This window comes from Streptomyces gilvosporeus (assembly GCF_002082195.1).
Taxonomy (GTDB): domain Bacteria; phylum Actinomycetota; class Actinomycetes; order Streptomycetales; family Streptomycetaceae; genus Streptomyces; species Streptomyces gilvosporeus.
Genome location: NZ_CP020569.1, coordinates 8055537 through 8068632 on the forward strand (window position 1 = coordinate 8055537; position 13096 = coordinate 8068632).

At 67.3% G+C, this 13096-nt stretch carries 11 protein-coding genes; all 11 read left to right on the top strand.

The features are described 5' to 3' along the window. Nucleotides 1-400 precede the first annotated feature (400 nt). The 11 genes from B1H19_RS38315 to B1H19_RS35615 all read left to right on the top strand — a co-directional run bounded on the left by B1H19_RS38315 (nt 401) and on the right by B1H19_RS35615 (nt 13048). A complete protein-coding gene (locus B1H19_RS38315) occupies nt 401-1741 on the top strand; it encodes a KamA family radical SAM protein (RefSeq protein ID WP_107426259.1) in 1341 nt (446 codons plus the stop codon). Continuing rightward, nucleotides 1738-2595, top strand: a complete 858-nt coding sequence (locus B1H19_RS38320) for an N-acyl homoserine lactonase family protein (RefSeq protein WP_107426260.1) — start codon at nt 1738-1740, stop codon at nt 2593-2595. The genes B1H19_RS38315 and B1H19_RS38320 overlap by 4 nt, the downstream gene beginning before the upstream one ends. Further along, nucleotides 2592-4451: an FAD/NAD(P)-binding protein gene (locus B1H19_RS35575; RefSeq protein ID WP_203237287.1), complete on the top strand. Its 1860-nt coding sequence runs from the start codon at nt 2592-2594 to the stop codon at nt 4449-4451. The genes B1H19_RS38320 and B1H19_RS35575 overlap by 4 nt, the downstream gene beginning before the upstream one ends. Beyond that, on the top strand, nt 4414-4890 hold the full coding sequence (locus B1H19_RS35580; RefSeq protein ID WP_083108983.1) for a cupin domain-containing protein: 477 nt from the start codon (nt 4414-4416) through the stop codon (nt 4888-4890). The genes B1H19_RS35575 and B1H19_RS35580 overlap by 38 nt, the downstream gene beginning before the upstream one ends. Continuing rightward, entirely contained in the window at nt 4887-6161 is a 1275-nt protein-coding gene (locus B1H19_RS35585; protein WP_083108984.1) for an MFS transporter, read from the top strand. The genes B1H19_RS35580 and B1H19_RS35585 overlap by 4 nt, the downstream gene beginning before the upstream one ends. After that, on the top strand, nt 6154-6567 hold the full coding sequence (locus B1H19_RS35590) for a VOC family protein (RefSeq protein ID WP_159028218.1): 414 nt from the start codon (nt 6154-6156) through the stop codon (nt 6565-6567). Before B1H19_RS35585 ends, B1H19_RS35590 begins: the two co-directional genes overlap by 8 nt. Nucleotides 6568-6956: 389 nt before the next feature. Then, the gene (locus B1H19_RS35595; RefSeq protein WP_159028219.1) at nt 6957-8252 is read left to right on the top strand and encodes an MFS transporter; all 1296 of its coding nucleotides are present in this window, start codon (nt 6957-6959) and stop codon (nt 8250-8252) included. Nucleotides 8253-8281: 29 nt separating this feature from the next. Next, nucleotides 8282-9310, top strand: coding sequence for a TauD/TfdA family dioxygenase (locus B1H19_RS35600; RefSeq protein ID WP_083108987.1), 1029 nt, complete (start codon nt 8282-8284; stop codon nt 9308-9310). A gap of 15 nt (nt 9311-9325) precedes the next feature. Then, nucleotides 9326-10609, top strand: coding sequence for a diaminobutyrate--2-oxoglutarate transaminase (ectB, locus tag B1H19_RS35605; protein ID WP_083108988.1), 1284 nt, complete (start codon nt 9326-9328; stop codon nt 10607-10609). A 7-nt stretch (nt 10610-10616) separates the two neighbouring features. Further along, nucleotides 10617-11660 carry a diiron oxygenase gene (locus B1H19_RS35610; RefSeq protein WP_237289699.1) on the top strand — a complete coding sequence of 348 codons (1044 nt, stop codon included), beginning with the start codon at nt 10617-10619 and terminating at the stop codon, nt 11658-11660. A gap of 68 nt (nt 11661-11728) precedes the next feature. Continuing rightward, on the top strand, nt 11729-13048 hold the full coding sequence (locus tag B1H19_RS35615; protein ID WP_083108989.1) for a methylaspartate mutase: 1320 nt from the start codon (nt 11729-11731) through the stop codon (nt 13046-13048). Nucleotides 13049-13096: the final 48 nt, after the last annotated feature.

Below are 13096 nucleotides of genomic sequence, written 5' to 3' on the forward strand. Positions count from 1 at the left end.
TGCCCTTGTTGCTGTGCCCACCGGCATCGGCACCGGCACCGGCTCGTCAAGGTGGCCATGACGGATGCGCGCCGCCGAAGGTGGGATCGCGCCACGACGGCAGATCCGATCCGCAGCGACTTGTCCCGGTTTGCGGCATGGCGGATCTACGTCAGTCGTAAGGACGATCATTTGCCGACGCGACACAGAAGTAATGGTGGAGGCAAGATCGTGACCGTGCTCCACGGTGCATTGAGTCACCATTGCGTCCGTCGGTAAGGATTGATGAATTCGTGCGCTCCATCGCCCTTCACCTCGCTCCCGAAGCTCCCCGCGACGACCTCGGCTGGGGGCGAAACGCCTGACCAGCGCCCCGCCCAGGGTCACCGATCGTGCAACGCGACCACGCTAGGAAACACTCATGGAATTTCCTGAGGCCACCTTCACCCCCTACAACAACAAAACCATTACCCGCGCCCCGCAATGGGAGCGAATACCCAAAGACCTGCGCGAGGCCGTAAACGTGGTCTCCCAGGTCCTGCCGTTCCGCACCAACCAGTACGTGCTCGATGAACTCATCGACTGGGACCGTATTCCCGACGACCCGATCTTCCGGCTGAACTTCCCCCACCGCACGATGCTCGAAGACGCCGACTACACCGCCTTACGCGAGGTGCTCGCGGGCGGCGACAAGGGCCGGATCGCCCTCCAGGTCCGCAAGCTGCGGGAGCAGATGAACCCGCATCCGGCCGGCCAGCAGACGCACAACGTGCCGGAGCTGGACGGTGACGAAGTGCCGGGGATCCAGCACAAGTACGGCGAAACGGTGCTGTTCTTCCCGAAGGCTGGGCAGACCTGCCACGCCTACTGCACCTTCTGCTTCCGCTGGCCGCAGTTCGTCGGCGACGACGAGCTGGCGTTCGCCGCCAAGGACGCCCAGGGACTGACCGGTTACCTCCGGCGGCACCATGAGGTCACCGACGTTCTCATCACCGGCGGCGACCCGCTCATCATGCGGACGAACACCCTCGCCCGCTACATCGAGCCGCTGCTGGCCCCCGAGTTCGCCCACGTCCAGAACATCCGCATCGGCACCAAGTCGGTCGCCTACTGGCCCCAGCGCTTCGTCACCGACCGGGACGCCGATGACCTCATGCGGCTGTTCGAGCGCGTGATCGCCGCCGGCAAGCACCTGGCCCTCATGGGCCACTACAACCACCCCGCCGAGATCCGCCCCGACATCGCACAGACCGCCCTCCGGCGCATCATCGCCACCGGCGCCAACGTGCGCCTCCAGTCCCCGGTGCTCCGGCACATCAACGACGACCCTGCGGCCTGGCGCGAGCTGTGGACCACCGGAGTCCGCCTCGGTGCGATCCCGTACTACATGTTCGTCGAGCGCGACACCGGTGCCCGCTCCTACTTCGAGCTGCCCCTGGTGCGCGCCTACGAGATCTTCCGCGCGGCGTACCAGTCGGTCTCCGGGCTGTCCCGCACCGTACGCGGCCCGTCCATGAGCGCGTTCCCCGGCAAGGTCCTCATCGACGGCACGCCCACCATCCGCGGCGAGAAGGTCTTCGCACTCCAGCTCCTCCAGGGCCGCAACGCCGACTGGACCCGTAGGCCCTTCTACGCCGCGTACGACCCGGACGCGACCTGGTTCGACCAGCTCATCCCTGCCTTCGGCGAACGGAAGTTCTTCTTCCAGGACGAGCTGCCGCTGCCCGCGGACGAGGCCCGGGAACTGGCGGTGGTCGCATGACCGCCGCGGCGACCCCGCCCGTGTACGAGGTCCTGGCGTTCCGGTTCGGCAGGCATGCCGGACGGCTGGCGCGGGAGAACTTCCTGTTCGCGGACGACCCGTGCGCCACCGACGCGCCGGCCGACTACGACTTCTCCTTCTGGGTCGTCCGCGACGACGAGCGCGTCATCGTCGTCGACACCGGATTCCGGTCCGAGACCGCCGCGCTGCGCGGCCGCGAGCAGCTCCGCCACCCCATCGCCGCACTGGGCGATCTCGGCATCGACCCGGCCCAGGTGTCCGATCTGCTGGTCACGCACATGCACTGGGACCACACCGGCCACCTCGACGCCTTTCCCCACGCCCGCGTCCATCTGCAAGAGGCCGAACTCGCCTTCTGCGCAGGGCGCGCCATGCGCCACGCCGCACCGCGCCGCCCCTTCGAGGCGGACGATGTGAACACGGCGATCCAACTGCTCTTCGAAGACCGCCTCCACCTGCACCGGGGCCCGGCCGTCATCACGCCGGGAGTCGAGGTCCACCCGGCGCCCGGGCACACCCCCGGCCTTCAGGTCGTACGCATCCACACCCGGCGCGGCTGGGTGGTGCTGGCCAGCGACTCCGCGCATCTGTGGGCCAACATCCGCCGGCGTGCCCCGTTCCCCATCCTCGACCACCTCGCCTCGATGGTCGACGCCTACGAGACCGTCGAGGCTCTGGCAGACGGTGAGGACCACATCATTCCCGGTCACGATCCCCAAGTCGCCCGCCGCTTCCCCGCGTTGGACGGGGCACCGGGCTGGGTCCGGCTGCACGAGCCGCCGATCGCGCCGTACGTCGAGCCGGAGCACAAGCCGGCGGAGGTACGGGCATGAGAACCGCTCAGGTCACCATCGTCGGCCTGGGATCGCGCGGCTTGGGCGTCCTGCAACAGCTCGCCCGAGGCGCCGACCGCCTTCCTTCCGGTGTCGGGCTGGACATCCACCTCGTCGACCCCGGCGAGAGCGGACAAGGCGTGCACTCCGGCCGTCAGCCCGACCATCTGCTCACCAACACCCTCGCCAGCCAGCTCAGCATGTTCCCCGACGGGAGCGGCCCGACCTTCACCGAGTGGGCCGCCCAGGCCGGCTACCGCCGCTTCGGCGCCTCCTACCACCGCACCGACCCGGCGAACGGAGAACCGATCGGGGAGCACGACTACCTGCCGCGCAGCATGCTGGGCGAGTACCTCACCTTCGTCTTCGACCGCACCGTCGCGCGGCTGCCTTCCCGGATGCGGGTGGTGCACCACCGCAGCCGCGTCCTGGACATGGAAGCTGCCGACGGCCGCTATGTGGTGCACACCGAGGACGGCTTCCAGATCACCTCGGACGCCGTCTTCCTGACCACCGGCCACGGCCGACGCACCCCGACCGACGACGACGTGGCCTTCGAGAACTTCGTCGCCGACCACCGGGCGCGCAACGACCGCCTCGCCTACCTCACGGACCCGTACCCGGTCGACACGCTCCAGCGCATCGCCCCGGGGAGCACGGTCGCGGTGCAGGGCTTCGGACTGACCGCGCACGACGTGATCGCCGCCCTCACGGTCGGCCGCGGCGGCCGGTTCGAGGACGAGGGCCACCAGATGCGCTATGTGCCCTCCGGGCGGGAACCCCGGCTGCTGATGTTCTCCCGCCAGTGCCTTCCCGCCGCCGCGCGAGGAGTCAACCAGAAGGGCCTGACCGGGGACTACACACCGCACTTCTTCACCCCCGACGCCGTACGCGACCTGCGGCGCAACGCGGAGACCACCCGAGGGACGACGCAGATCGACTTCGAGGCGGAGGCGGTACCGCTGCTGCTGCGGGAGATGGGCTACGTCCACCGCTCGACACGGGAACAGCGTGACATCGCGCCCGAGCAGTACGAGTTCACCGCCGAGGACCAGGCGGCGATCGCCGCCCTCATGGATCCGCTCGGCGGCAAGGAATTCGCGACGCTGGACGACTTCCGGGCCTTCTTCACCGCATTCGTCACCGACGACCTCGACCACGCCGCGCAGGGGAATCTTTCGAGCCCCGTCAAGGCGGCGACCGACGCGATCCGCGATATGCGGGCCAGCCTGCGCGCAGCGGTCGAGTTCGGTGGGCTCACCCCTGCCTCGCACCAGGCGTTCGTCTCCCGCTGGGTACCGCTGATGAACCGGATCTCGTTCGGTCCCCCGCGGCGCCGCAACTACGAACTCCTCGCCCTCATGAGGGCCGGGGTGGTCGATCTGGCCGGCGGACCGGGCTGCCGCATCATCCCCGACCGCGAGGCGGCCCGGTTCGCCATCGAAACGCCGTTCACGGACGAGCCCGCCGTGCGGCACGCCGACGCCCTGGTCATCGCACGGCTGGATCTGTTCCATCCGGAGACGGATGACTCGCCCGTCACCGCACGCCTGTTGGCCCGCGGTCTGATCCGTCCGTATGCCAACGGCGGCTACCGGCCCGGCGGTCTGGACATCACGCCCGCCGGCCGCGTCATCGACAGGACGGGGGAGCCGCTCGCGGGCGTGTGGGCGCTCGGATATCCCGTCGAAGGCCCCCGCTACTACACCTACTACCTGCCCCGTGCCGGGATGGCCTCGCGCTTCACCGTCGAGGCGCGCGACGCAGTCGACGAGCTGTGGCAGCACCTCCACACGACCCTTTCGGAAGAGGACATTGATGCCCGTCCAGACCGGCAGCCGGTTTCCCTACCCTGAATTCAAAGCCCGCTACGACATTCCGCCGCAGCAGCCGGTGCACTGGCAGTGGTCGCAGGTCTCCCAGGGCCTGGGGGACGTCGAGCATCCCGAGCGCGGCACCCTCGCCCTGTCCCTGCCGGACGGCAGCGCCGAAGTCCTCCGTGATGTCGCCGTCGGCTACCAGGTGGTGCCCGCCGGCGAGCGCACCAGCCCGCATGCGCACAGCTGGTACCACCTGTCCGTCGTCCAGTCCGGCACCGGCACCGTCACCTTCGACGAGACCGGCGAGACGGTCGAGTTGAACCCCGGCGACATCCTGCTCGTGCCTGCCTGGTCGGGCCACCGCTTCACCAACCCCACCGGCCAGGACCTGGTCCTGCTGAACCTCATGAACATCCCCCTCCTCGCCCGGCTGGGGAACCTCGAGGTCGTGCAACAGCAGGAGTCCGCCCCGTGACGACGCACGACATCGACCCCGCCACGGCCCCCGCCCCGCCGGCCACCCGTGCCGGCGGCTCGTACAAGTGGGTCGTCCTGTCCGTCGCGGTCACCGCGCTGACCACCGGCTCCGTCCTCTACTCCGGCGTCAGCGTCCTGATGCCGTTCTGGAAGGACACCTTCCACCTGTCCGCCGCGACGGCCGCGCTCGCGGCCACCGCGATCCAGGCCGGGCCGATCACCTCGATGCTGATCATCGGGAGGGCCATCGACCGCTACGGGGAACGATGGGTCGTCTCCCTGACGATGATCGCCATGGGCATCACCGCCTTCATCGCCGCCGCGGTCGGCCCCAGCTATCCGGTCCTGCTGCTGTTCATCCTGGTCATGGGCGCCTTCTACGGAAGCATCCTGCCCGGCGGACAACGGGCCATCACCCGCTGGTTCGAGCCCTCCCTCCAGGGCATGGCCACCGGCATCCGACAGAGCGGCCTGCCGGTCGGTGCCTCGCTCGCCGGCGCGATCCTGCCGGCCCTGGCCCTGCATCACGGCTGGCGGGCCGCGGTCGTCGTCCAGGGCGTCGCCGGGATCATCGGCGGCATCATCTTCGCCACCTTCTACCGCAAGGCCGGCGACAACACCGCCGGCACCCGGAAGCCCTCGCTGAAGCTGCGCCGCCTCATCGCGGACCTGGTCAAGGACCGGCTGGTGCGCTCGCTGCTCCTCAGCGGTCTGGCGCTGGCGGCCTTCCAGTACGTGTTCTCGGCGCAGATCCTGATCTTCCTCACCGGCTACCTGCACATTCCCATCGTGACCGCCGGGTTCATGTACGCCGTGGCGCAGGCGGCCGGGATCGGCGGCCGGATCGGCCTCGCCTGGCTCAGCGATCGCTTCTGGCCCGGCAAGCGGATGCGCTCACTGAAGTGGCTGCTCGCCGTCTCCGCTCTCCCGGTGGCCGCCCTGACCCTGCTCGGCCCCGGCTCACCCCGTGTCCTGGGCTACGGGCTGTGCGCCCTGCTCGGACTGCTGTCCGTCGGCTGGTACCCGCTCTACCTCGTCCAGATCGCCGATATCGCACCGGGCCACGCCGTGGCCTCCACCATCAGCTTCGCGATCACCCTCAACCAGATCATCGCCGCCGCCATGCCACCGCTGTTCGGCGTGCTCGTCGGCGTCACCGGCTACACCGCCAGCTGGCTGCTGCTGACCGCGGTCCTCGCGGTGACCGCCGTCCAGCTCCATCGCACCCAGATCCTCACCTCCCGCCACACAAAGGAGCATCGTGCTTAAGCGCATCGACCACATCGGTGTCATCGTCGACGACCTTTTCCGCGCCAAGAAATTCCTGGAAAGCCTCGGCATGACCCTCCACCTCGAGCGCGAGATTCCCGAACGCCAGGTGAAGGCGGCGTTTTACGACGTGGGCGACGGAGCCCGTATCGAACTCATCGAGCCCACCAGCCCCGAGGCCCGTGAACGCCGCCTCGGCCAGGGCAACAAGGCGCGTATCGAGCACATCGCCGTCGAGACCGACGACGATATCGACACGGTCATCGCCGCCGTGCGCGGGCTCGGCGTCGACTTCGTCGCCCCTCAGCCCGTGGCGATCGACGGCAACCTCAACGCCTTCACACGACCGCACACCTCCGAGGGAATTCAGTTCCAGTTCGTCGAACGCGGCGCTGCCACCGCCTGATCCACCGTTCCGAGGGAGGTGAACGTCTCCGGGTGCCGGGCACCGTCGGCTCCCCGCACCCGGGGCGTGACCAGGGCAGTCAAGCTCGACAGGTGGGGCGGTCGTGCGGGCAATGTCGCTTTTGCGGCCTGGCGCATTTACGACAGTCGCACCTCCGAACGGTGGACGGCACGACAAGCGTCCATGCGTTCAGAGAGACTCGTGACTGCTTCAACAAAGACCTCGGCGCACACCCGGAGCTGTGGCGCCCCTTCACCCGAGTCGTCCCGAGCGGAAAGCACCTCGGGCCATGAAACACGAGAACCAACCCCCCATAGAGCTCCGTTCCGGCAGCGCTGAACATGCCGCACCTGCCGGGAATGGTTAAGCAAGCGGTAAAGGAGTGCGCAGTGCTCGCCGAAAAAACAGAGACGGAATTCGGCGCGCGCACCAGCGCGCCTCCCAGACGCGGATTCGCACTGCTGTGGGGCGCCCAGACGATCAGTCAGTTCGGCGATGCGGTCTATACCGTTGCGCTGCCGCTCATCGTCTATGACGCCACCGGGTCGGCCGGCAGCATGGCCACGATATTCGGGCTGTCGCTGCTGCCGCATGCGCTTGCCGGACTGGTCGGCGGGGTCTTCATCGACCGGCGCGGGCCCAGGGGGATGCTGATCGGTTCCGCTGCCGCTGCGGCGGCGATGACGGGCCTGATCGCGCTTCTGGTCGCCGCTTCCCAGGTCGACATGGTCATCCTGGGCATCGCCACCGTCCTCCTGGCGACGGCCGCCTCGCTGCTCATGGCCTCCTTCGAAACGGCCATCCCGAGACTGGTCGAGGGGCCCGAACTCGTCCGGGCCAACGCCCGGTTGGAGACGAGCCGCGTCATCGCCCAAACCGTGGGGCCGATCTGCGCGGGATTCCTGGTGGCCGCGGGATCGGGTGCCCTCGCGACCCTGGCCAACGGGGTCAGCTTCGCGATGGCCGCGCTCCTGGTGCTGCCGATCCAGGGGCTGAAACAGACACCCGCCGCGACGGCCTCCGCGACCGGGGCCGACTTCCGGACCCAGATACGCACGGCGTTGTCCGTGGCCTGGAACAACTCCGTTATCCGGTTCGGATCCCTGGTGGCATGTGCGGCGAATTTCTTCGTCGCCATCCTGGAAGTCTATGTGATCTTTGTCCTGCGGAATACGTTCGGCGTCTCGGCCGGGGCAGTGGGCATGGTCTTCATGGCGGCCTGCCTCATCACCATGCTCACGGGGGCCGTGCTCCGCAGATTCGAAGGCCGCGTCGCACTTCCCTTCTGGATGGCGATCAGCCTGGCCGCGCTGGCCGTCACCTGCGCACTCATGGCCCTTCAGACCGATCTCGCCGTCGTTGTGGTCGCCCTGCTGATCAATATCTGGGCGACGGTTCTCTTCAACACCTACTGGCGTGCACTGCGGCAACGCGCCTGCCCGCCGGGCGTTTTGGGGCGGGTCTCCGGAATCGTGCGGGGAACGTCGTACGCCGGCGGAGCCCTGGGGTCCTGGTGCGGCGGGCTCCTCACGTCGACGGCATCCGGAATCACCGGGTTCTTCACCTTCGGGGCGCTGGTGCTGATCGTGCTGGCCCCGGTGACGTGTCGAGCCTTGGTCGGGGCGTCCGAAGTCGGGCCGTCCGAAGCCGTCGCGTCCGGAACCGGGGCGTCCGAACAGAAATAACCTCACCCATTCGAAAGGCAGGGTTGCACATGTCCACCACGCAGAGTGCGCACCGGGAGCCGACCCATATGCTGCACATCAGGATTCCGGACGAGGCGCGAGACGCCATAGCCGAGGCCCTTTCCGTTCTGGGCAACCCGGAGCTCGACCCCGACCGCGCACTCACCCTCGCGCACAAGGCGTTCGCCACTCTCGATATCGACCGGCTCCAGGACATTCTCGACTTCGGACGGCATGCGGACACACCGGGCGTCGCCCTCGTCGAAAACCTTCCCCAGGACGACAAACTGCCCCCGACGCCGAACAACGGCGGTCCCTGCGAGGGAAAGCCGACCTTCGTCGCGGAAGGTGTTCTCCTGGGGCTGTCCAGCCTGCTCGGTGAGCCGACCTCCTTTGTCACCGAGAAGAACGGCCGGCTGATCCACGACATCGTCCCCACCGAAAGCGGCGCCACGACGCAGACGAGTGAGGGATCGGATGTCTTCCTCAACTTCCACAACGACATCGTCCACGACGAGAGCGGCCGGTACGACCTCAGCAACCCCGACTTCCTGGTCCTGAACTGTCTCCGGAAGGACCGTGAAGGAAACGCCCTGACGTCCTACGCGGATGCCCGCGATATCGTTCATGCCTTGTCGGACGAGGTCGTGGACATCCTCCGCTCCGCCTCCTTCCAACTCAACGCCCCCGGCGGCTACACACGGGCCTACGCCGACGGAAAGGAAGTGCTCTCGGTACCCGTTCCGCTGCTCGGCGGGCCGGAAGAGAGCCCGGAGATCTACGTGGCGGCGAACGGCGTCAAACGCCTCACGCCGGAAGCGGATCACGCCTTCTCCGAGCTTCAGCGGGTCTGCCGCGAGCCCGAGGTCGGGCAGGTCGTGGCGCTCACCCCCGGGTCGGCGCTCCTGGTGAACAACCGCAAGGGCGTCCACTCCCGCTCCCGGTTCGACGCCCATTTCGACGGGGCCGACCGCTGGCTCCAGCGCACCTACACGCGCCGCAGCCTCTGGGCCATTCGCTCCCAGCTGGTGCCGGGCAGCCGTCGCACCCACCGCTGACCAGGGGAGACAGGCATGAACGACGCATCGCGATCCGCGCATACGGACTGGCCGTTCGACGATCTGGAATCCAACGTCCGCACCTATTGCCGACGTTTTCCCGCGGTCTTCAGCCGCGCCCAAGGGCATCTGATGTGGGACTCCACCGGGAAGTGCTACGTCGACTTCATCTCCGGTGCCGGCGCACTGAATTACGGCCACAACCACCCCGCACTCAAGCACGCACTGATCAACTACCTGCTGTCCGACGGCCCCATCCAGTCCCTCGACCTCCATACCGAGGGAAAGGGAGTCTTCCTGACGAAGCTCCAGGACGTGATCCTGGATCCCCGGGGACTCGATTACAAGGTCCAATTCACCGGGCCGACCGGCGCGAACACGGTCGAAGCCGCTTTCAAGGTCGCTCGACGGGCGACCGAAAGACAAACCGTCATCGCGTTCACCAACGGCTTCCACGGAGGTTCCCTCGGGGCGCTCGCCGCATCCAGCAACCGGGCCAAGCGCCGCGCCGCGGGAACGGGACTCGGGGATGTCGTGCATATGCCCTACGAGGGCTATCTGCACGGCTCCTTCGACACCGCCGCCTACCTGGAGGCCGTCTTGGACGACCCCAGCAGCGGAGTCGACCTCCCCGCAGCGATCGTTCTCGAAACGGTGCAGGGAGAAGGCGGGCTGGGAACGGCGAGCACGGCATGGCTGCAACGGATCGCGGAGATTGCCGCGTCGCGAGGAATCCTTCTGATCGTCGACGATATTCAGGCGGGCTGCGGCCGCACCGGAACGTTCTTCAGCTTCGAAGAAGCCGGCATCACTCCGGATCTCATATGCCTCTCGAAGTCGATCGGCGGCTATGGCCTGCCCCTGGGGCTCACCCTCATCAGGCCGCAGTACGACGTTCTGGAGCCCGGTGCGCATGCCGGAACCTTCCGGGGGCAGAACCTGTCCTTCATCGCCGGAGCCGCGGCGTTGGACCTCTGGTCCGATCCGGAGTTCGCGCGCTCGGTGGCCGACCGGGCCGACCAACTCGACCAGCAGCTCGTGACATGGGGCCGACAGTTTCCGCTGCTCGGACCGGAGCCCATGGGACGAGGAATGTTCCGCGGCCTCGCCTTTACGGAGAACCGGCTGGCCGGAGAGGTAAGTCAGGCCGCCTTCGAGCGGGGTCTGCTGCTGGAGACCTCCGGGGCGCGGGGGAACGTACTGAAGGTGATGCCCCCCATCACCATAGGCAAAGAGGATCTGGCGACGGGACTCGACCTCCTCGAGGACGTGCTGCGGGAACTCAACGTCGAGAAATGAGCTGATCGTGAACCCTGGGAACCCCGAGAACTCTGCGAACTCCGAGAACCCCGAGAACCCCGAGAACCCCGAAAACTCTGCGGAAGAAGTCACCTACTTCGCCGCCGAAGACGGCATCAACTACGAGACACTGCAACGTGTGTCGGCCGCCTGGCCCCGCCGCGCCACCATCGCAGCGGACTCCGCGACACCGTTCATGACGTATATGCCGGGCACGGACGAAGCCGTCGGTTACGACCCGGCCGTCCCCGACTATCCGATACAGTTCCTCCCCTTCGCCGAACACCCTGATTTCCTCGCCGGCACCCCGGAGCAGATCCAGCTCGCGCTGACCCTGGCCTGGCTGATCTACAACGAACGGGTCATCACCGCAGAGGAGTTCGTGGCGAACCCCACGTTCTCCCGACTGGCGCACGGCGATTTCCCGGGCACCGACCGGTTCGAGATCAAGCAGGCCGTCCAGCAGGCACATGTGGACGAAACCTGGCACACCTATATGCACATGATGGCCATGCAGCGCACACGCGAACTGCGCGCAGTGCGCGATGAGCCGAACTACCCCCATGCGATCACGTTCCGGGCACTCACCGCCGCCCAGGACCAGGTGGCCGAGAAGTGGCACAAGGACCTGCTGGCGCTTGTGTGGACGGCGGTCTCGGAGATCAGCGTCAACGCCTACCTCGAACTGCTCTCCCGCGACGAGACCATCCAGCCCATGCATGCGCTGGTCACCCGGTTGCATTCGAGGGACGAGTCCGCTCACTCTCCCGTCATGTTCGAGGTGTCCAAGTCCGTCTACACCGAACTCGACGCAGAACAGCGGCAGGCTTTCGATGCTGCCGTGCCCAGGGCATTGCACGCTTTTGTGGCACAGGACTACGCCGTCTGGCCGGCCGTTCTCGAACGCTGCGGATACCGCAACGCCGTGGACATCGTCGAGGAGTGCAGGTCCCTGCCCGGAAACGGCTTGCTCGTAAGGGACTTCACCGGCGTGGAGAGGCTGATCCGCTACATGGGTCTGGATATCAGTCTTGCGGAGGTCACCGGCTGAAGGCCCGTCGGCCCGAGGGTATCCGGGAACGGCATACATCATTTCGTTACCGTGGGTGGGTTGTTGAGATGTCAGGATTCTTGGAGAGCCGGACAGCAGGTACCGGGGGAGACTTAGGTAGATTCGTCCGACTGTCCGCGAAGCAGCGCCAGTTGGTCGTCCAGCCGCGAATGGGCTTCAGCGATCCGGTCAGAATGCGCCGGGGGCTCGCGGCGACGAGAGACGCCGCTGGGCCGACAGCGGGCACCCTGACCCTGGACAGCTACACCCGCAATCGCGACTATGCGAGCGTGCGGCGGGCCCTGGCAGCGGGGGAGCCGCTCAACGGCTATCCCCTGGTGACCGCGGGGCCCGCCGTCACCCGCGGGGTCCTGGCGGACCTCAGCGGCCCGGATTTCCCCCTCCAGGTACGGCACGGCTCGCCCGACCCGCGGGACGTCGTCACCGCCATGCTCCAGGTGGGCCTGACCGCGACCGAGGGCGGCCCGATCTCGTACAGCCTCCCTTACGGCAGAGCCCCGTTGGCCACATCGATGGCCCACTGGCGGGAGGCATGCAGAACGCTCGTCGACGGCTGTGGTCCGGCGGGCCACCTGGAGACCTTCGGAGGGTGTCTGCTCGGCCAACTGTGCCCGCCGGCCCTGCTGGTGGCGATGAGCGTGTTGGAGGCGCTCTTCTTCGCGGCGGAAGGGGTGCAGAGCGTATCGCTCAGTTATGCCCAGCAGACGAACGAGGAACAGGATGTGGAGGCCATCGCCGCACTCCGGGCGCTGGCCGGTGAATTCCTTCCTGCGGGCGTGGACCGGCACGTCGTCGTCTACACGTATATGGGAGTGTTTCCCCGCAGCAGAGCGGGTGCGCAGTTGCTGCTCGAACAATCGGCGCGGCTGGCCGTACGCACCGGGGCCGAGCGACTCATCGTCAAAACCGTGGCCGAGGCGCATAAAATTCCGAATATATCGGACAACGTCGAGGCCATGGAACTGGCCCATGAGGTCGCCACCGGATATGCGAGCGAGGGCGTGCCGGAGCCGGCGGAGCGCTCGGGGACCTACGCCGAAGCCCGAGCCCTGATCCTCGGCGTTCTCCATCTCCATACCGACATCGGCACGGCATTGCTCCGGGCTTTCGAGAAGGGGTATCTGGACGTCCCCTTCTGCCTCCATCCCGATAACGCCGGACGGTCCCGAAGTTATCTCGACGCCCGGGGGAGACTCCAGTGGAGCGCCACCGGAAGAATGCCGATCGGCGCGATGGTCGATACCCGAGGCGGCGCAGCGCTCACCTCGAACGGCCTCTTGGAAGCCCTGAGCTTCGTGGAGCACACCTTTGACCGCAAGGCTCTGGAGCTCCGCGGACGGTTGGCAGTGAGCGCGGGAAGCCCATAACCCCTGTCCCGGATATCTGGGATATCTCAGATACCCGAGATATCCCAG

Excerpts from the sequence above, each read along its gene's own strand:
- B1H19_RS38315 (WP_107426259.1), top strand. The coding sequence starts at position 401 with ATGGAATTTCCTGAGGCCACCTTCACCCCCTACAACAACAAAACCATT.
- B1H19_RS38320 (WP_107426260.1), top strand. The coding sequence starts at position 1,738 with ATGACCGCCGCGGCGACCCCGCCCGTGTACGAGGTCCTGGCGTTCCGG.
- B1H19_RS35575 (WP_203237287.1), top strand. The coding sequence starts at position 2,592 with ATGAGAACCGCTCAGGTCACCATCGTCGGCCTGGGATCGCGCGGCTTG.
- B1H19_RS35580 (WP_083108983.1), top strand. The coding sequence starts at position 4,414 with ATGCCCGTCCAGACCGGCAGCCGGTTTCCCTACCCTGAATTCAAAGCC.
- B1H19_RS35600 (WP_083108987.1), top strand. The coding sequence starts at position 8,282 with ATGTCCACCACGCAGAGTGCGCACCGGGAGCCGACCCATATGCTGCAC.
- ectB (WP_083108988.1), top strand. The coding sequence starts at position 9,326 with ATGAACGACGCATCGCGATCCGCGCATACGGACTGGCCGTTCGACGAT.
- B1H19_RS35615 (WP_083108989.1), top strand. The coding sequence starts at position 11,729 with ATGTCAGGATTCTTGGAGAGCCGGACAGCAGGTACCGGGGGAGACTTA.